An 18,767-nucleotide genomic window follows, 5' to 3' on the forward strand; every position below is an offset into this window, starting at 1 on the left:
GTGTCGCCCGCTTGCAACCCTTTGGCGGGCAGCGGCATCCCAACCGGTGTCGACCCACCGCGTCCATCCCTCAAGGAGAGTTCCATGCGCCGTATTCTCACCGCAGCCCTGCTGCTCGCCCCGTTCGCCTGCTTCGCCGCCAGCCCCTGCAAATATGAGGCGCCGCGCAACCTGCAGCTGGACCTGGCCGGCGTGCACGGCGTCCAGATCGACGTGCACAGCCAGGATCTGCACCTGACCGGCAGCGACGGCAACAAGGGGCTGACCCTGACCGGCCGCGCCTGTGCATCGAGCCAGGCGGTGCTGGACAAGTTGCAGGTCACCCAGCGCCGCGACGGCGACCAGTTGCTCATCGACATCGGTGGCGATGGCGGCGGCTTCACCTTCAACCTGTTCGGCGGCGACTCCTATGCCAGTCTCGAAGTCACCATGCAGTTGCCCGCCAACCTGCCGGTGACCTTGCGCGTCGGCTCCGGTGACGCCGACGTGACCGGCGTGCAACAGCTGCAGGCCAGCGTGGGCTCGGGCGACCTGCACGTGCGCCAGCTGTCGGGCAAGCTCGGCGCCAGCGTGGGTTCGGGCGATGTCGACGCCACCGACATCGGCAGCCTCGACCTGGGCTCGGTCGGCTCCGGCGATTTCAAGGCCGAGGGCGTCAAGGGCGATGCCCGCATCGGCAGCATCGGTTCGGGCGATGTCACCCTGCGCCAGGTCGGTGGCAGCGTGCGCGCCGACACGCTGGGCTCCGGCGACCTCGACGTCAGCGATGTGGGTGGCGACTTCAACCTGGGCGCCAAGGGCAGTGGCGACGTCAACCACTCGGGCGTGAAGGGCAAGGTCAGCGTGCCGCACGACAACGACGACGACTGATCGGGCCGGTCAGCCCAGCCAGCGCCACGCCAGGTAGGCCAGCGGCGCACAGATCAGCAGGAACGGTATCGAGACCCGGTGCAGCAGCCGCAGCCCCTGCGGCTGCTTCGCCAGGCGCAGGGCGATCAGGTTGGCCAGCGAACCGATCGCCACGCCAAAGCCGCCCACGTTCACCGCGACCGCCAGCGCGATCGGGTCCGCCGTACGCTCAAGCAGCAGCACCGTCGCCGGCACGTTGCTGATCAGCTGGGCGGCGACGATGCCGCTGGCATACAGGGTCAGCGGATGATCGAGGTCGAGCCGGTCCAGCGCCTGCTGCACCAGCGGCAGGCTGGAAAAATGGCCGAGCCCGACGAAGATGGCGGCGAAGGTGGCCAGCAGCAGCCAGTCGATCCGCAGCAGGCTGGACCGCGCCAGCAGCGCATACGACAGCAGCAACAGCCCGGCCCCCAGCGGCGCCTGGCCGTATTCCATGGCGATCACCATGCCGACCAGGGCGGCCATCGACCACGCGCCCAGCCGCGCCGACATCACGGCGCCGTCGATCCGGTGCGGGTTCAACGCCACGCGGTCGCGCGGCAGCCACAGCCAGGCGAATCCGGCGACCAGCACCAGCATCACCATCGCCGCCGGCAGCATCGCCGCGGCGAAGTGCAGGAACGGCAGCTTCGAGTGCTGCCACAACAGCAGGTTCTGCGGATTGCCGATCGGGCTTAGGGTGGAGCCTGCATTCACCGCCAGGGCTTCCAGCACCACCATGCGCAGCACCGGCAAATTCGAAACGCTGCCGATCGCCAGGGTCAGCGGCACGATCAGGAACAGGCTCACGTCATTGGTCAGCACCATCGACAGCAGCGCCGTCGCCACCACCAGCAACAGGCCCAGGCTGCGCAGCGAATGCGCGCGCGCCACTACGGCCACGGCGGCATGCTGCACCAGGCCGCTGTCGCGGATGCCCTGGATCGCGATCAGCAGGCCGGTGAGGCCCGCCAGCGTGGGCAGCTGCAGCCAGTGCCGATAGCGGCCCGGTGGCTGCGGATCGAAGATCGCCAGCGCGATGGCCAGCACCGCGAACAGGCACAGCAGCCACTCGTCCGCGAGGCGCTGGCGCAGGGTTGCAGTCGTCGGCGGCGTCGGGCGGGAGGGCATCGGCGCAACTCTATCAGTCGCGCCGGGCGTTCCGTTCAGAGCCTGCGAGGAAAACCTCTTCCGTTGGTTTCTTCCATCGCACGTCCGGTCCATGTCCGGCCTGGGAGGTTGAAAGACTCACAGCCGCTCACCCCTCGCGCAGCAGGCGCATCGGCGGCGTGCGGCTGACCTTGCGGGTGCCGGCCAGCCCCAGCAGCATCACCACGAAGGCCGCGAGCAGCGCCGCCAGTGCCAGTGGTGCGAACGGCGGCACGAAGCCCTCGATATGGAACACGGCCTGGCCCAGCCACAGGCCGGCTCCCGCTGCGCCGAACGCGGCGGTCAGCCCGGCCACCAGGCCGAGCAAGGCGAATTCGCAGGCGGCAGCCACGCGCAATTGCCCCCGACGGGCGCCCAGCGTGCGCAGCAGCGCGGCTTCGTGGCGTCTTTCCGCCGCGCTGGAGGCGAGCGCCGCGATCAGCACCAGCGCACCGGCGAGCAGGCTGAAGCCGAGAATCCAGCGCACCGCATTGCCGACCCGCTCGATGATCTCGCGCACCCGATCGAGCAGCGCATCGACGTCGACCAGACTGAGGTTCGGATAGTCGCGCGACAGCTGCGCCAGCTGCGTGGCATGGCCGCGGGCAAGGTGGAAGCTGGCCAGCCAGCTGTGCGGCAGGTCGCCCACGTGGGCCGGATCGAGCAGCAGGAAGAAGTTGACCCGGAACGAACTCCAGTCCACCTTGCGCACGCTGCTGACGGTGGCGTCGATGCGGCCTTCGCCGACGTCGAAACTCATCGTGTCGCCCGGCTTCAGGGCGAACATGTCGCGCCACATGGTGTCGATCGAGACCTCGGCCCGCGCCGGATGCGCGCCCTGCCATTGGCCGGCGACCACCTCGTTCGCCGGTGGCAGCTCGGCCGACCAGGACAGGCGCAGCTGGCGGTCGACCCATTCTTTCGCGCGCGGGTCCTCGAAGTGCAACTGGTCAATCGGTCGTCCGTTGATCGCGGTGAGCTTGCCCACGGCCAGCGGCAGCATGTTCAGCTGATCGCCGCCCGTCGCGGCCAGCGATTGCGCGAAACCCGGGCGCTGGTCGTCCTGCAGGTTCAGCGCGAACCAGTTCGGCGCGTCCGCCGGCAACTCCTGACGCCAGCCCTGCAGCAGCGAGGGCGCGACCACGGCCAGCAACAGCAGCGCGCACAACCCCAGGCTGAGCGCGGTGGCCTGGATCACGCTCAGCGCGGGGCGCCGCGCCAGCGCGGCCAGACCCAGGCGCAAGGCCGGATGCGCGCCGGGGGCGATGCGGCGGGCCAGCCACAGCAGCGCGCCGGAAAGCAGCGCCGCGATCAGCGCCACGCCGAGCAGGCTGGCGGCGAGGATGCCGGCCAGCTGCAGCGAGCTGCTCTGGCTCCAGATCAGGCCCAGCGCCACCAACAGCGGAATCAGGTACAGCGCATCGAAGCGGCGCACCCGTCGCTGCAGGCTCTGGCGGAACACCGCCACCGGCGGCACCTCGGCCAGCCGCGCCAGCGGTGGCAGGGCGAAGCCGACCAGCACGGCGATCCCCATCGCCGCGGCGGCGAATGCCGGCAGCAACGGCAGCAGGGTCGGCACGTTGCCGAACAGCTGGCTGGCCAGCAGCCAGGCCAGCTGCGACAGCCCCAGCGCCAGCACGATGCCCAGTGAAGTTGCCGGCACGGCCAGGGCGGCAAGCGTGCCCAGCAGCAGTGCCAGCACGCGCCGTCGCGGCGTGCCCAGGGCGCGCAGCAGGGCGACTTCGGCGGTCTTGCGACGGGCGTAGCGCTGCGCCGACAGCGCGATCGCGATGCCCGCCAGCAGCGCCGAGAGCAGGGCGGTCAGGCGCAGGAAGGCACCGGCACGGTCGAAGGCGCTGCGCATGCGTTCCTGGGTCTGCTCGGGCGTGATCAGTTGCGCGCCCTGCGGCAGGCCGGTCGACTGCGTCCAGTCACGCCAGCGTTGCACGGCCGTGGGCGTGCCGGCCAGCAGCAGGCGATGACGGGCGCGACTGCCGACGCCGAGCAGGCCGGCCTGTTCGGCATCGGCCAGGTTCATCAGGGCGCGCGGCGCCAGCGCCAGCAGCTCGCCGCCATCGGGCTGGCGGATCAGTTCGGCGGCGATGGTCAGTTCGCGGCCGCCCAGCTGCAGCGGCTGGCCGACCTTCAGATTCAGTGCGACAAGGGCGCGATGGTCGAGATAGACCTCGCCACTGGCCGGTCCGCCGCTGCGGCGCTCCGCGGTGCCGCCCAGTTCCAGCGTGCCTCGCAGGGGATAGGCCGCATCGACCGCCTGCACGTCGAGCAACTGGGCCTGTTCGTGGGCGAACGCCACGCTGGGAAAACTGGCGGTGCGGGACAGCGACAAGCCGTCTGCACGCGCCTGCTCGGCGTAGGTCGCCGGCAAGGCCTGTGGCGAAGAGATGCCCAGGTCGCCGCCGATCAGTTCGGCCGCGCTGGCCAGCATGCCGCGTTCGATCCGCGTGGCCAGGGTGGCGACCACGCCGAGCGCGACCACGGCCAGCACCAGCGACGCGGCCAGCGTGCGCAGCTCGGGCAGATGCCATTCGCGGCGCAGGCTGCGCAGGGACAGGCGCAACAGGTTCATGGGCGAGCACCCCACCCCAACCTTCCCCTGCGACCGCAGGAAGTCCCTTTGGGGCGCGCAGGGGAGGGAGCAAAGCCGATGCCGTTCATGCGGCTTCTCCGGAGGTGGCCAGTACGCGCCCTTCCTCCAGCTCGATGCGCCGATCGCAGCGAGCGGCCAGGGTGGCGTCATGGGTGACCAGCACCAGGGTGGTTTGGTGGCCGCGGTTCAGGGCGAACAGCAGGTCGCAGATGTGGTGGCCGGTGCGCTGGTCGAGGTTGCCGGTGGGTTCGTCGGCGAACAGCACGCGGGGGCGGTGGACGAAGGCGCGGGCGATCGCCACGCGCTGCTGCTCGCCGCCGGAGAGCTGGGCCGGGTAGTGCCGGCGGCGCGAGCCCAGTCCCACCGCTTCCAGCGCGTCGCGGGCGCGGGCGCGCGCGTCGCTGCTGCCCTCCAGCTCCAGCGGCAGCATCACGTTTTCCTCGGCGGTCAGCGCCGGCAGCAGATGAAACGACTGGAACACGAAGCCGACCAGCCGTCGGCGCAGGTCGGCGCGGGCCTCCTCGTCCAGCGTCTGCAGCGCATGGCCGTCCAGCACGATGCCGCCGCTGTTCGGCGTATCCAGGCCGGCCAGCAGGCCGAGCAGGGTGGTCTTGCCGGAACCGGAGGCGCCCACGATGGCGAAACTTTCGCCGGGGCGGATCTGCAGGCTGACCTTGTCGAGGATGTCCAGCCTTCCCTCGGGGCCATCGACCGACTTGCTAACATCATGGGCTTCAAGCAGCGGTCGGGAAGAATCACTCATGCGTCGAAGCCTTTGTTGGTGGTTGTGCGGCGGGTTGTTGTTCGGTTGGCTGGGCACGGCGCAGGCCGCCACGCCGAACACCGTGCTGGTCCTGGGTGATTCGCTGTCTGCCGCGCACAACATCCCGGTCGAGTCCGGCTGGGTGCATCTGCTGGATGCGCGTCTGTCCACCATGGTGCCGAAATGGACCGCGGTCAATGCCAGCATCAGTGGCGAGACGTCGTTGAGCGGACGCAACCGCCTGCCGACCCTGCTGAAGAAGTACCACCCCGCCGTGCTGGTGCTGGAGCTGGGCGCCAACGACGGCCTGCGTGGCCTGCCGTTGCCCGCGCTGCGTGCCAATCTCGACGCGATGATCGTGGCGGCACAACAGGCGAAAGTGCGCGTGCTGCTGGTCGGCATCGAGCTGCCGGTGAACTACGGCCCGCAGTATCGCGATGGCCTGCGGGCGATCTATGCCGACCTCGCCCGCAGCCGCGGCACGGCGCTGGTGCCCTTCCTGCTGCAAGGCATCGCGCTCGACCCGGCGAAGATGCAGGCTGACGGCATGCATCCGGTGGCGGCGGCCCAGCCGCAAGTACTCGACACCGTGTGGCAGCAGCTGCAACCCCTGCTGGGCCGGGGAGCCAAACCCAACGGTCTCTGAATCGTCGCTGGTCGTTTCACATTCCCCTCACCTTGGCGCCGCTTTCATCTTCACTTATGTGAAATCACGGATGGGGATTGACGACATGACCGTACACGACGAGCAAGCGGGCCTGATTCTGCTGGTGGAAGACAACCGCCAGATCGCCGAGATGGTGGGCGAATTTCTCGAACGCCGGGGCTATTCCGTCGATTACGCGGCCGATGGGGTCAGCGGCCTGCACCTGGCGGTGTCCAACAGCTATGACGTGCTGGTGCTGGACCTGATGTTGCCGGGACTGGACGGGCTGGAGGTCTGCCGCAAGCTGCGCAAGGAGGCCAAGAAGTCCACCCCGGTGCTGATGCTGACCGCGCGCGACACGCTGGAGGACAAGCTGGCCGGGCTGGAAGCCGGTGCGGATGATTACCTGGTCAAGCCGTTCGAGGTGCGCGAGCTGGAGGCCAGGGTGCGCGCCCTGATCCGCCGCGACCGTCGCCAGGTCTCCACCGAGGTGCTCACGGTGGGCGACATGACGCTGGATACCGCCACCCTGCAACTGACCCGCGAGGGCCAGGAGCTGACCGTCTCGCCGATCGGCCTGAAGCTGCTGGCGATCCTGATGCGCGAGTCGCCCCGCGTGGTCAGCCGGCGCGACATCGAGCGCGAGATCTGGGGCGACACGCTGCCCGACTCCGACACCTTGCGCTCGCATCTGTACAACCTGCGCCGGGTCATCGACAAACCCTTCGCACGCCCCCTGCTACACACCATCCATTCGGCAGGTTATCGCCTCGCGGATCTGGAATCGGAAGTTGCCTCCTCGCCCGAGACGGCGTGACCCGCGGTGACCGTGACAGAGAAGGCCATGACTGAGATGACAAGTACAGGAAATGGATAGCCGGGTCACCATAGCCGCATCACCGACGGGCGCGTTCCGTCGACGCATCGCCATGGTTTTCGCGTTGCAGTTCGTGACGGTGGTCTTCGTCTGCGTGCTGGGCATGTACAACGTGATTCCCACGCCCCTGGTGATTGCGGTGATCGTGGTGATCACGGCGCTGGCATGGTTCATCACCCGCCGGGAATGGCGCCCGGTACGCGCGCTGGCACGCGTGGTCAACCGCTGGGACGGCCAGTCGCCGGACCCCGGACTGCTGCGGGTCGAACAGTTGTCGGCGCATACCGATGCGGACGTGGCCTCGCTCACCCGCGGATTGCACGGCTTCGCCGTACGCCTGGCCAACTACAACCAGCGTGAGCGCAACTTCACCCGTGACGCGAGCCACGAACTGCGCAGCCCGCTCACCGTGATCAAGATGTCGGTCGACATGCTGGCCGAGGAAGAGGGGCTCAGCGACTTCGGGAGCCGCTCGGTGCGCCGCATCAAGCGCGCCACGCGCGAGATGGAAGTCCTGGTGGAGGCCCTGCTGGTACTGGCGCGCGAAGCGGACAGCCCGATGGACGATCGCCATTTCATCGTCAACGATGTGCTGCAGGAGGAACTGGAGGCCGCCCGCGAGATGCTGTCGGGGCGGCCGATCGAATTGCTGCTGGAAGAGCCTGCGCGGTTCGCCCTGCAGGGCTCGCCGCAGGCCTTGTCGGTGTTGTGCTGGCAGCTGATCCGCAACGCGTCCCAGCAGACCGAGCAGGGCCGGGTGGTGATCAGCGTGCTGCCGGGGATGATCAGCGTGCGCAACCATGCCGAGGTGCTGGAAACGGGCCACGCCCATTCCCCGCCGGTGGAAAACGTGGATCGGCACGGTTTCGAACTGGCCATCGCCCAACGGATCAGCGACCGTTTCGCCTGGTCGCTGGAACTGCAGACTTTGCCCGGCAGGGAAAACGTGGCGAGCATCCGCTTTCCGCATCCGCTGCCCGCCGAGGTGGCGGAAGCCGGCGTGTAGGCGAACACCGGCATGTCCGCAGCAGCGAGGCGGGCCGTTCCCGCCTCGCCTGGGCATTACGGGGTCGACAGCGCCACGTCGAATGCGCAGCCGGTCTTCGCCTTAACGTCATCCAGGCTCACGCCTTCGTTGAGTTCGAGCAGGGTCAGGCCCTTGCCCTTCTCCACCGCGAACACGCACAGGTCGGTGATGATCAGGTCGACCACCTGCTTGCCGGTCAGCGGCAGCTCGCACTGGTCCTTGATCTTCGGCGAGCCGTCCTTCGCGCAGTGCTCCATCAGCACCACCACGCGCTTGACGCCGCTGACCAGATCCATCGCGCCGCCCGGGCCCTTGACCATCTTGCCCGGCACCATCCAGTTGGCCAGGTCGCCGTGCGCGGAGACTTCCAGCCCGCCAAGGATCGACAGGTCGATGTGGCCGCCGCGGATCATCGCGAACGAATCGGCACTGGAGAAGAAGCTGGAACCGGGCAGGGTGGTGATGGTCTGCTTGCCGGCGTTGATCAGGTCGGGATCGAGCTGGTCCTCGGTCGGGAACGGGCCGATGCCGAGCAGGCCATTCTCCGACTGCAGGGTGACGTTGACCCCGTCGGGGATGTAGTTCGCCACCATGGTGGGGATGCCGATGCCCAGGTTCACGTAGAAGCCATCCCGCAGCTCCTGCGCGGCGCGCTTGGCCATCGCCACGCGGATCGGGCTTTCCTTCGCGCCGACCACGCCGGCGAGGGTGCGGAACTCGATGCGCTTCTCGTACTTCGCGCCCTGCACGATGCGGTCGACGTAGATGCCCGGCACGTGGATGTTGTTGGGGTCCAGTTCGCCCACCGGCACCAGGTGCTCGACCTCGGCCACGCAGGCCTTGCCGCAGGTGGCGATCATCGGGTTGAAGTTGCGCGCGGTCTCGCGGAACACCAGGTTGCCGTGCGCGTCGCCCTTCCACGCCTTGACGATCGACAGGTCGGCGGTGATCGATTCCTCCAGCACGTATTCCTTGCCGCCGAAGACCTTGGTCTCCTTGCCCTCGGCCAATTTGGTGCCGAAGCCGGTGCGCGTGTAGAAACCGGGGATGCCCGCGCCGCCGGCGCGCAGCTTCTCGGCCAGCGTGCCCTGCGGGGTCAGGTGCAGTTCGAGTTCGCCGGCCAGCGTCTGCCGCTCGAATTCCTTGTTCTCGCCGACGTACGACGCGTAGACGCGCTTCACCTGATGCGTCTTCAGCAGCGGACCCATGCCGAAATCGTCCACGCCGGCGTTGTTGCCGACGATGGTCAGATCCTTCGTGCCGGCTTCGAGCAGCGCGCCGATCAGGTTCTCGGGGATGCCACACAAGCCGAAACCGCCAGCCGCGATGGTCATGCCATCGGCCAACAGACCATCAAGGGCCTTCGCGGCGCTGGGATAAACCTTGTCCATTGCTGTGCCTTCCTGCAGGGAGAGTCAGCTGACAAGGATACGACGGATTGCACCGGATCGACCTTGTACCAAGGTCCGAGGCCTGCGTGTCCACGCCGGAGTCGCGTCGTTGCGGCGACCCCTGCATCGGGTTCCGGCGCTGCGGCGAAGCGGTTCCTGCCCACGCGAAAGAGACTTGACGCAATCAATTACACGTGTAAACATCATTTCACTTACACATGTAAACGGTGCTCCATGGCAATCAGTGAAGCCGAAGCCGTCGTGATGGACGTGTTGTGGCGCGAAGCGCCGCGTACCGCCGAGGAAATCCTCGCCGAGGTCGGCCCGGCGCAAAACTGGCAGGAAGGCACGGTCAAGTCCCTGCTCAACCGCCTGCTGCGCAAGAAGGCGGTGCACGCCGAGCGCGACGGCCGCCGCTACCTCTATACGCCGCTGCTGAGCCGCGAGCAGTACGTGCAGCAGGAGAGCAAGGGCCTGCTCGACCGACTGTTCGGCGGTCGCGTGGCGCCGCTGGTGGCGCACTTCTCCGAGCAGCGCAAGTTGTCGAAGAAGGACATCGCCGAGCTGCGCAAGCTGCTGAAGGAGCTCGACGATGAACAGTGAACTGCTGGCGATCGACTGGCTCGAACGCGGCTGGCTGCTGGTGCTGGCCTTCACCTCATCTGTGTTGATCGTGGCCGCGTTGCGCAGAGCATGCCGCCGGCTGTTCGGCGCCGAGCGGGCATTCCAGCTGTGGCTGTTGCCGCCATTGGCGATGCTGGCCAGCCAGTTGCCCCATGTGGCTGAAGCGCCGGTCGTGGTGCTGTCGCCGGTGGTGATCGCGATCACCTCGGCCGCCGCTGCATTGCCGGTGCATGCGGCGGCATCAGGTGCCATCGACTGGCGCGTCCTTGCGATGCTGGCCTGGGTCGCCGGCAGCGTGTGCAGTTTGGTGCTGGCCGCGCTGGTGCAGCAGCGCTACCGGCGCTGCCTGCGCGGAGCCACCGCCATGCCTGTCTCTTCGTCGCGCTGGCCGGTGTTGCGCGCCGTCGGCACGGATGTCGGCCCGGCCCTGGTCGGCGCCTGGCGTATGCGCATCGTGCTGCCGGCGGATTTCGAGCAGCGCTACGACGCCAGCGAACGCATGCTGATCCTCGCGCACGAGACCGCGCACGCGCGCCGCCACGATGGCTGGTGGTGCCTGTTCGCCCGGCTGACGGCCGCGCTGTTCTGGTTCCACCCGCTGGCCTGGTGGGCGCTTGCCGCACTTCGCCGCGACCAGGAACTGGCCTGCGACGCCGCCGTGCTGCGCGAACACGGCGAGCGGCGGCGCAGCTATGCAAACGCGATGTTGAAGACCCAGTCGGCCGCATTCGCGCTGCCGGTGGGTTGCACCTGGTCCCCTCGTCATCCACTCACGGAGCGTATTGTCATGTTGAAACAGCCTTCATCGAATCGCCGACGCCAGGGTGCCGGAGCCGTCGCCGGTTTCGCTCTCGCCATCATCGTGGGCGGTTCGGTCTATGCCGCCAGCGCGCCGCAGGCGACGCACACGAGTCCGCCAGTCGCGGGAGCGCAGTACCAGCTCGACATGCAGGTCGAATTGTCGACCGACGACGGACACAAGCGTCATGCGGAAACAGCGGCGATGGCACTGTGCACGCTGCCGGGCAAGACGGCGACGGCAAGCGTGGGCGGAATGACGGTGGAAGCAACCGCTGTGCCTGTCGATGGTCAGCTGCGCATCGATCTGGCGGTGGGCAGCAACGGCACCGCGTCGCTTGCGCATAGCCGGTTGCGCGGCGCGTTGGGCCAGACCTTGCACGCCAAGGGCAAGGGCGCGGATGGCAAGCAGGCTTATGTCATCGACATCACGCCCCAGGCAGGCTGCCCGGCCCAGGTGCTCGCCGAGGCATCGCCGGTCAGGGTGACCGAGCACATCACGAACGGCACCACGCGCGCTGCGGCGGAGTCGATCGCAAAGAAGGCGGGCTGGACTCTGATCAATCCGGACGCGCTGGGGCAGGATGCCGTGACGCTGTCGTTCAACGACATGCCGGCCGGCACCGCATTGCAGCGGGTGGCCGACCTTGCCGGCGTGAAGGTTGAGCTGGAGGGCAAAAAACGGGTGCACTTCGCGCCGAAGTGACGCGGAAGGATGGCTATACTCGCCCGGTCACCGTCCGGGAGAGTGTCGTGAAATCGCGTCATCTGTTTGCCGCCCTTGCAGCCATCGGAATCACCGCCATGAGCCATGCCGCCGTGTCACCCGTCCTGGTGATCCACGGTGGTGCTGGCGTGATCAAGCGCGACATGACGCCGGCCAGGGAGCAGGCGGTACGCGCGGCGATGACGCAGGCTTTGCAGAACGGCTACGCCGAGCTCAAGGCGGGCAAGCCGGCGCTGGACGCGGTGGCTGCCGCGCTCGCCGTGCTGGAGGACGATCCGAATTTCAACGCCGGCAAGGGCGCGGTGTTCACCCATGACGGCAGGAACGAGCTGGATGCGGCAATCATGGACGGCTATACGCTGCGTGCCGGCGCGGTGGCCGGGGTGCGGCGAGTGAAGAATCCTATCCTGCTGGCGCGCGCGGTGATGGAGCATTCGCCCCACGTGATGCTTTCCGGTGACGGTGCCGAGGCGTTTGCGAAGGAGCAGGGCTTCACCCTGGTCGATCCCGCCTATTTCCGCACCGAGGAGCGCTGGCAGCAGTTGCAGAAGGCGTTGAAGGAAGACGCGGCGAAGCAGGCCCATGCGGACGTCGAGACGGCCAGACATTTCGGCACCGTGGGCGCGGTGGCGCTGGATGCGCAGGGCCACCTGGCTGCCGGCACGTCCACCGGCGGCATGACCGACAAGCGCCGGGGCCGCATCGGCGATTCGCCGATCATCGGTGCCGGCACATATGCCAACTCGGGCTGCGCGGTGTCCGGTACGGGCTGGGGCGAGTTCTACATCCGCACCGTGGCCGCGCACGAGATCTGCATGAAGGTGACCCAGATGCGCGTGCCGCTGAAGCGCGCCGCGGCCGAGGTGATCAACCAGGAAATCCCGTCGATGGGCGGCAACGGCGGCGCGATCGCGCTGGATGCGGAAGGCCACATCTCGATCCCGTTCAACACCGATGGCATGTATCGCGGCTGGATCGGCGCCGACGGCGTGCCGCACGTGGCGCTGTACGGCGACGAGGACGATGGCACCACCGAGATCCCCGAGCCGGCGCCGGCCGAGAGCGTCGCCCAACCGTAAGCGCGCGGTGCCCTACAGGAGCTTGCGCAGCTGCGCGGGCGTCAGCGCGCCGCTGATGCCGAGCCGGCTGCCGTCGGCGCGGATCACCAGCACGCGCGGTGTCTCGCCGCCCCAGTGCGGGTCGAGCAGGAAATTGATGCGTTCGGGCGACGCTTCGGCGTAGGCGCGGTTCGGATAGCCGTCCATCTTCATGCCGCGCAGGCGCGCCTCGATCGTCGCGGCCTGCTCGATGCCGTCGGTGGTCACGAGCACCAGCTCGATCTCGTCGGGATGCTGGCCTTGCAGTCTGGCCAGCGCCTGCAGGTTCGGTTCGCAGTAGGCGCAATCGAGCGCCCACAGCGCGATGATGCGTTCGCCGTGCGCCGGTGGCTTGAGCAGGGCGGCCACGTCATCGGCGGCCAGCGGTTGCAGCGAACCGGCGCAGGCCAGTGCTGGCAACAGTAGGAACAGCAGCGGCAGCAGGCGCTTCATGGCGCTGTCCCGATCAGGCGAAATCCCTGCGTCGTATTCCAGGCCACGAAGGCCTGGCCCGACTTCGTCAGCAACTGCGGTGAGCCGACCGCGCCGCCGCTGTGCGCGATGGCGCGTTCCGCGTCGAAGTGCGCGCCGTTGTCGGTCGAGCGGCGCAGCATCAGCGTGTAGCCATCCGCGCCGACCTGGTTCCACACCACCCACACGGTGTGGCCGTGCACGGCCACGTCGGCGTGGCTGGCACCGGCGGCGGCGATCGTCGTCGCGTGCTGCGGCGGGTGGCCGGGATCGAGCTGGCCGTAGTGGATCGTGGGCGCGCTCTTCGCCTCGTACCACACCGCGTGGCGGACACCGTCAGCGCCGATCGCCAGGCCGGGGCCGTGGTGCGGGCAGCCGGCGATATGCCATTCGCTGAAAGTGGCGCGCCGGACCGTGCTGTCCTGGCCGTCCGTGCGCAACACGGCATAGGCGTGGTCGCGGATGTTGTCGCCGTAGATGCTGCGGAAGAACGCCGCGACGTGCCCGTCGGGCGCACGCGCCAGCGCGATGCGGCAGCATTCGCAACTCTGGTCGACCAGCTTGCGCTCGGGCACGAAGCTGGCGCCGCCGTCCTCCGACCAGCTGTAGTAGACCGCGGCGCCGAGGTAGGGCTTGTTCGCACCGTCGGCTGCGACCAGGTCGCGCTTGTCGATCCAGGCGATCACGATGCGGCCCTTGCCGTCCACCGCCAGCGCGTCGAAGCGGTGGGTGATCTCGGCATGGTCATGATGCACGGTGAGCGGTTCGCTGAAATGCTCGCCGCGATCCGTCGAACGGGCGAAGCGCACGAAACCGGTCCACGGCGCGGTGCGCGGCTGCGACCAGCTCACGTAGATCTCGTCGTGGGGACCGAAGGCGAGTTTCGGCCGGTTCTCGCCTTCGGCATAGATGCGTTCCGCCACGGCGTTCACCTCGACCGGCGCGCTCAGCGTGCGGCCGCCGTCATCGGAGTGGCGCAGCCGCACGTGACCGTCCGCCGCGTCCACCACGTACAGCCGGCCGTGACTGTCGAACGCGGCGCTGGCGCCAAGCTCGGGGCCCTTGGGCATGTCCATGTGCATGCCGTCGTGGGCGAACAGGGCGGGCGAGAGCAGGCAGAGCAGGGTGATCAGCAGGTGGCGCATGAATGCTCCTCGGGTTTTGCTCCTCCCCCTGCTTTCAGGGGGAGGTTGGGAGGGGGTGCTTTTGACTTTGGCGATCAAGAGCGACCCCACCCCAACCCTCCCCTGCGAGCAGGGGAGGGAGTATCGCGCGCGGGGTCCGGCAGTTCTTCACAACTCCCAGCGCAGCTCGCCGAACCAGGTGCGGCCAGCGTAGGGATGGTAGACCCAGTAACGTTCGTTGGTCAGGTTGTCGACGCCGAGCGCGGCGGTCCAGCCGGGCGCGAAGGACCAGCGCAGCCGGGCGTCGGCTACGGTGAAGCGGCTTACCGCGCCGTAGCTGTCGACGTGGTCGCTGTTGTCCAGCGTGCCGTACTGGCGGCCGGAATGGCGGATGCCCAGCGAGGCGTCCCATTGCGGCGCGAAGCGGTAATCGGCGAACACGCTGGCGCGGATTTTCGGGATGCGCGGGAACAGCTTGCCGTTGGCCAGCGGATACTGGCTGTCGTCCAGGGTGCGGGCGTTGTTGAAGGCCACGCTGGCCTGCATGTCGAGTCCATCCAGCCACAGGTTGGTGAGGGTGATCTCGCCCTCGAGCCCGCGGCTGCGCATGCGGTCGATGTTCTGCACGCTGGTGACGGTGGGGGTGACGGTGATGTCGGTCTGCGAGTACAGCGAATCGGCGATGCGGTCCTGGTACAGCGAAATGCGCCAGTGGCCGTTTTCCAGGTGGCGGTTCAGCGTGAGGTCGGTGGATTCGTCGATCTCGGGCCGAAGGTTCGGATTGTTGTTGACGATCGCATTGGCCGACAGGCTGCCCTGGAACAGTTCGTTCACGGTCGGGTAGCGCACTGCCTTGCCATGGGCCAGGCGCAGTTCCCAGTCTTCGGCGAAGTCCCAGCTCAGCGCGGCCTTGGGCGAGAAGTCGGTGCGTCGGCGGTCGGCGTAGCGCAGCGTGGTGTTGCCGTTGCCGCGCAGGCCGTCGTAGGCCCGCCATTGTTCCAGCCGGCCGCCCAGGGTCAGCGCCCATGCATCGGCGAAACTCCATACATCCTGCAGGTACAGCGCGCGGGTCTGGCTGCGGCCACCGAATGCGCTGACCAGCGTGCCGTCGGCATCGCCCAGCCAGTGGCTGGCGTTGCGCAGCTGGCTGTCCAGCACGTAACGATCGGCATGGATGCCGGCGTACAGCATGTGACGATCACCGATGGGGCCGGAGCTGCGCAGGTCGAGGGTGTCCCAGCCCGAGCCGGCCTTGTTGGCGACCGTGCCCGGGCCGTTGACGGGGCGGCCCGGTTCGGCGTTGTTCGCGCTGCCGGCCAGCGAGCGCAGGAAGTCGTAGTGGCTGGCCACCGCGGTCCAGCGCCAGCCGTTGTCGAGATGGCCGTTCAACTCGATGCCGTACAGCATGTGCGTGTCGCTGGCCGAGGAAGGCGCCAGGCCGCTGGCCGGCAGCGTCCAGGTCTGCCCGTCTGCGCTGATGACGCCGCCATCGACCCGGTTGCCGTCGCCATCGCGGATCAGGCTGCGGGTGAAGTCCTCGGCGCGGTTGTGCCACCAGCCCACGGTGAACAGCGCGGCGACGTGCTCGCCCAGGTCGACGCCGACTTTCAGCTTGGCTTGGTCCTGCACGGTGTGTTCGATGCTGTTGGCGCCGTAGACCAGCCGCGCGCTGCCGTTCGGGTTGCGATCAGCGGTGGCGCCGGTCACCGGCACGGCCAGGGCGGGGTCGCCACCGGCCCGGGCCGTGGCGTACTGCATCGGTTGGCCGCGGTTGTCGAGTCGGCTGTATTCGAGCAGCCAGCTCCAGCGGCCCTGCTTGTTGCCCAGCGTGGCGGCGGCTTGGTGACCGTTGTAGTGGCCGCCGGCGCCGTACGCGTCACGGTAGTCCTGGCTGAAGAACTGGGTGCTCACGCTGGCGGTCAGCCGCTGCGGCAGCACGGTGTGGATCAGCACGGTGCTGCCCAGCGAATTGCCCGGATACAGCGCGGAATAGGGGCCGTACAGGATGTCGACGGCGCCGATTTCCTGCGGCGCCACCATACCCCAGCGCGGTGCGCCGTCCCAGCCGTTGGTCATCAGGTTGGACAGCAGCAGGCCGTCGGCATAGACCAGGCTGCGTGCGCTTTGCAGGGTGCCGGCGTTGCGGCCGCTGATCACCGCGTTCGGATCGCCGATGTAGCGCTTGCGCACCATCATGTTCGGCGCGTACTTCAGCGCATCGGCGCTCTCGGTGACGTTCTGCTGCTGCAGTTGCGCCCGCTTTACCCGCACCTGCACGCTGGGTGTCTCCATCACCATGGTGTCGCTGGCGTGCACCGAGACCGGTGTGAGGGTGGTGGTCTGCAAGGCGGTGTCGGCGGCCGGCAGCGGGCTGGAAGACACCGCGAGTGCGACAGCGCAAAGGCCGAGCGGGAGGGCGTTCAAGCGATACTCTGGATGGGGGTCTAGGGTTGCAAGGATAGTCCGCTGCCACGCGCACGACAGATGGCGTGTTGTCGCAGCGGGGGACGGCCATGGGATGCACGGACGCGGCGAAAGGTGCCGACGACACGTAGGGCGGGCAATGCCCGCCGGCTCTTGCGGTTCCGGGAAAGCGGCGGGCAATGCCCGCCCCGCGATCAGTCTTCCCGGTCGGGACGTTCGCGCACCGGGTGCTTGCTCAGCTTGCGCTGCAGGGTGCGCCGGTGCATGCCGAGGCGGCGGGCGGTTTCGGAGATGTTGCCGTCGCATTCGGTCAGCACGCGCTGGATGTGTTCCCACTCCAGTCGGCGCAGGGCAAGCGGCTGTTCCGGTGTGTCGGGCAGGTCGGCGTCGTCGGTTTCGCTGTCGCCATCGAGCAGGGCGCGCACCACGGCATCGGCGTCGACCGGCTTGGCCAGGTAGTCGTGTGCACCGCGCTTGATCGCCTCCACCGCAGTGGCGATCGAGGCGTAGCCGGTCAGCAGCAGCACGCGCAGGTCGGGCACCAGGGTGTGCAGCTCGGGGATCAGGCGCAGGCCGTTTTCTTCGCCCAGCTTGAGGTCGAGCACGCAGTAGCGCGGATGGTGCCGGCGCGTCAGTGCGCGGGCCTCGTCGAAATTGCTGGCGGTGATCACCTCGAAGCCGCGCGAGCCCAGCGCACGCGCCAGTACGCGCAGGAAGGTGGCATCGTCGTCGACCAGCAGCAGCGGGCGCGCCGTGGCAGCTTGGGGCAACTCGGTCATCGCGGGGGTCCTGATGGTGATCCAGCGTCCATTCTTGCCGGAAGCGGCGCGACTTGCACGCACGCCGGGCTATTTTTCGGCGATCACCGCCAGCGGCAGGCGCAGGCAGACCCTGGCGCCGCGTCCGGTATTGCCGGCAACCAGCTCGCCATTGAGTCGCTCCGCCGTGGCTTCGGCCAACGCCAGGCCGATGCCCAGTCCGGCCTGCTTGTGCGAATGGCCCAGCGCGGTGATCTCCGGGTCATCATCGAAGCCCGGACCGTGATCGCGCACGCACAACTGCAGCCACGGCCCGTCGCGCGAAACCTCCAGGGCGATGGCGTCGGATTGATTGGCGGCCGAAGCGTCGACCGCGTTGTTGAGCAGGTTGATCAGTGCATGGCGAAGCCCCGGCGGCGTGCGCAGGACCGTGCCCGCCAGCTCCGGATCGAGCGTCACCGTCAGCTCGGCTTCCGGCCGCAGCAGCTGGAAGCGCTCCAGGCAGCCGTGGATGAACTGGTCCAGCCCCAGTCGCTCCGGTTCCTGCGACAGCTGCGCCTTGCCGAACGCGACCATCTCGCGAAGAATCGTGCGGCAGCGATCGACCTGGCTTTCGAGCAGCTCCAGGTCTTCGGACAGCGTGGCTTCGCCGGCGTGTTCGCGGCGCAGTTCCGGCAGCAGGGTGCGCATCGTCGACAGCGGCGTGTTGAGTTCGTGCGCCGCACCGGCGGCCTGGGTGGCGATCGCCAGGATGCCCTCGTCGCGCAATGCGCGTTCGCGTATCCGCTGCACCTCGAGTTGCTGCAGGCGCAGGACGCGGGCCAGCCGGCTGATGAAAAATCCCAGCAGCACCGCGCTGATCACGAAGTTCACGCCCATCCCCGCGACGTGCAACGAGAAGCGGTTCGGTGAATCCCCGTGCATCGACATCGGCAGCGGTACATGCCGGTAAAGCAGCAGCACGTAGGCGATGCCCGCCAGTGCCGCCACGGCCAGCACCGCCCGCGCCGACAGCGCCGCGGCGCTCAAGGCGATCGGCACCAGCAGCAGGGTGATGAACGGATTGCTGGCGCCGCCGCTGAAATACAGCAGGTAGCCGAGCACCAGGGTATCGAAGGCGATGTGTCCCACCGCCTCCCACTCGCCGAGCGGCCACGGCTGGGTCAGCCGCCAGGCGGCGAACACCGAAAACACCGCCAGCACGCCGATGCCGATCAGCAGGGGCAGCAGCGGCACGTTCAGTCGCATCCACCAGGCGCAGACCAGTACCGCCGTGCTCTGCCCGGCGATGGCGCAGATCCGCAGCCAGGCCAGCGTCCGCGTCAGTGCAAACGGACCGATGCGTTGGGCGGACCGGTGAGGCATGGCGATCTTCCTGGCTGAATCTGTTCGGGC

16 protein-coding genes are annotated in these 18,767 nt (G+C 68.3%); 7 read left to right on the forward strand and 9 right to left on the reverse strand.

What is annotated here, in order from left to right; translation table 11 throughout:
- Positions 1-84: 84 nt before the first annotated feature.
- Positions 85-870, forward strand: a complete 786-nt coding sequence (locus tag I6J77_RS04345; protein WP_204110706.1) for a DUF4097 family beta strand repeat-containing protein — start codon at positions 85-87, stop codon at positions 868-870.
- A 9-nt stretch (positions 871-879) separates the two neighbouring features.
- On the opposite strand, the gene I6J77_RS04350 is transcribed toward I6J77_RS04345, so the two are convergent.
- From I6J77_RS04350 to I6J77_RS04360, 3 genes are all read right to left on the reverse strand, one after another.
- Complete coding sequence (locus tag I6J77_RS04350; RefSeq protein WP_204110707.1) at positions 880-2,019, reverse strand: SLC13 family permease; 1,140 nt, start codon at positions 2,017-2,019, stop codon at positions 880-882.
- 127 nt (positions 2,020-2,146) lie between these two features.
- On the reverse strand, positions 2,147-4,624 hold the full coding sequence (locus I6J77_RS04355) for an ABC transporter permease (RefSeq protein ID WP_204110708.1): 2,478 nt from the start codon (positions 4,622-4,624) through the stop codon (positions 2,147-2,149).
- A gap of 85 nt (positions 4,625-4,709) precedes the next feature.
- Positions 4,710-5,408, reverse strand: coding sequence for an ABC transporter ATP-binding protein (locus tag I6J77_RS04360; RefSeq protein WP_204110709.1), 699 nt, complete (start codon positions 5,406-5,408; stop codon positions 4,710-4,712).
- Between I6J77_RS04360 and I6J77_RS04365 the strand changes: the two genes are divergently transcribed.
- From I6J77_RS04365 to I6J77_RS04375, 3 genes are all read left to right on the forward strand, one after another.
- On the forward strand, positions 5,407-6,054 hold the full coding sequence (locus I6J77_RS04365) for an arylesterase (protein WP_204110710.1): 648 nt from the start codon (positions 5,407-5,409) through the stop codon (positions 6,052-6,054). The two genes, I6J77_RS04360 and I6J77_RS04365, sit on opposite strands and share 2 nt — an antisense overlap.
- Positions 6,055-6,139: 85 nt before the next feature.
- Positions 6,140-6,871 (forward strand): response regulator transcription factor, encoded by a 732-nt coding sequence (locus I6J77_RS04370; RefSeq protein WP_056717836.1) that lies wholly within the window; start codon positions 6,140-6,142, stop codon positions 6,869-6,871.
- 112 nt (positions 6,872-6,983) lie between these two features.
- Entirely contained in the window at positions 6,984-7,937 is a 954-nt protein-coding gene (locus I6J77_RS04375) for a HAMP domain-containing sensor histidine kinase (protein WP_239309190.1), read from the forward strand.
- 56 nt (positions 7,938-7,993) lie between these two features.
- On the opposite strand, the gene I6J77_RS17905 is transcribed toward I6J77_RS04375, so the two are convergent.
- Positions 7,994-9,349: a 3-oxoacid CoA-transferase gene (locus tag I6J77_RS17905; protein ID WP_204110712.1), complete on the reverse strand. Its 1,356-nt coding sequence runs from the start codon at positions 9,347-9,349 to the stop codon at positions 7,994-7,996.
- 234 nt (positions 9,350-9,583) lie between these two features.
- On the opposite strand from I6J77_RS17905, the gene I6J77_RS04385 reads away from it, so the two are divergent.
- The 3 genes from I6J77_RS04385 (at position 9,584) to I6J77_RS04395 (ending at position 12,577) form a co-directional block, all read left to right on the forward strand.
- Complete coding sequence (locus I6J77_RS04385) at positions 9,584-9,952, forward strand: BlaI/MecI/CopY family transcriptional regulator (RefSeq protein WP_204110713.1); 369 nt, start codon at positions 9,584-9,586, stop codon at positions 9,950-9,952.
- Between the two features lie 40 nt (positions 9,953-9,992).
- The gene (locus I6J77_RS04390) at positions 9,993-11,477 is read left to right on the forward strand and encodes a M56 family metallopeptidase (protein WP_239309191.1); all 1,485 of its coding nucleotides are present in this window, start codon (positions 9,993-9,995) and stop codon (positions 11,475-11,477) included.
- A gap of 98 nt (positions 11,478-11,575) precedes the next feature.
- Positions 11,576-12,577, forward strand: coding sequence for an isoaspartyl peptidase/L-asparaginase family protein (locus I6J77_RS04395; RefSeq protein WP_204110715.1), 1,002 nt, complete (start codon positions 11,576-11,578; stop codon positions 12,575-12,577).
- 12 nt (positions 12,578-12,589) lie between these two features.
- On the opposite strand, the gene I6J77_RS04400 is transcribed toward I6J77_RS04395, so the two are convergent.
- From I6J77_RS04400 to I6J77_RS04420, 5 genes are all read right to left on the reverse strand, one after another.
- The gene (locus I6J77_RS04400) at positions 12,590-13,048 is read right to left on the reverse strand and encodes a hypothetical protein (protein WP_056717842.1); all 459 of its coding nucleotides are present in this window, start codon (positions 13,046-13,048) and stop codon (positions 12,590-12,592) included.
- On the reverse strand, positions 13,045-14,211 hold the full coding sequence (locus I6J77_RS04405; protein WP_204110716.1) for a sialidase family protein: 1,167 nt from the start codon (positions 14,209-14,211) through the stop codon (positions 13,045-13,047). Before I6J77_RS04405 ends, I6J77_RS04400 begins: the two co-directional genes overlap by 4 nt.
- A gap of 147 nt (positions 14,212-14,358) precedes the next feature.
- Positions 14,359-16,614, reverse strand: a complete 2,256-nt coding sequence (locus tag I6J77_RS04410) for a TonB-dependent receptor (RefSeq protein ID WP_204110717.1) — start codon at positions 16,612-16,614, stop codon at positions 14,359-14,361.
- A gap of 194 nt (positions 16,615-16,808) precedes the next feature.
- On the reverse strand, positions 16,809-17,393 hold the full coding sequence (locus tag I6J77_RS04415) for a response regulator transcription factor (protein ID WP_056764097.1): 585 nt from the start codon (positions 17,391-17,393) through the stop codon (positions 16,809-16,811).
- Positions 17,394-17,462: 69 nt separating this feature from the next.
- Positions 17,463-18,737: an ATP-binding protein gene (locus I6J77_RS04420; RefSeq protein ID WP_204110718.1), complete on the reverse strand. Its 1,275-nt coding sequence runs from the start codon at positions 18,735-18,737 to the stop codon at positions 17,463-17,465.
- Positions 18,738-18,767: the final 30 nt, after the last annotated feature.

This window comes from Rhodanobacter sp. FDAARGOS 1247 (genome assembly GCF_016889805.1).
Taxonomy (GTDB): Bacteria; Pseudomonadota; Gammaproteobacteria; order Xanthomonadales; family Rhodanobacteraceae; genus Rhodanobacter.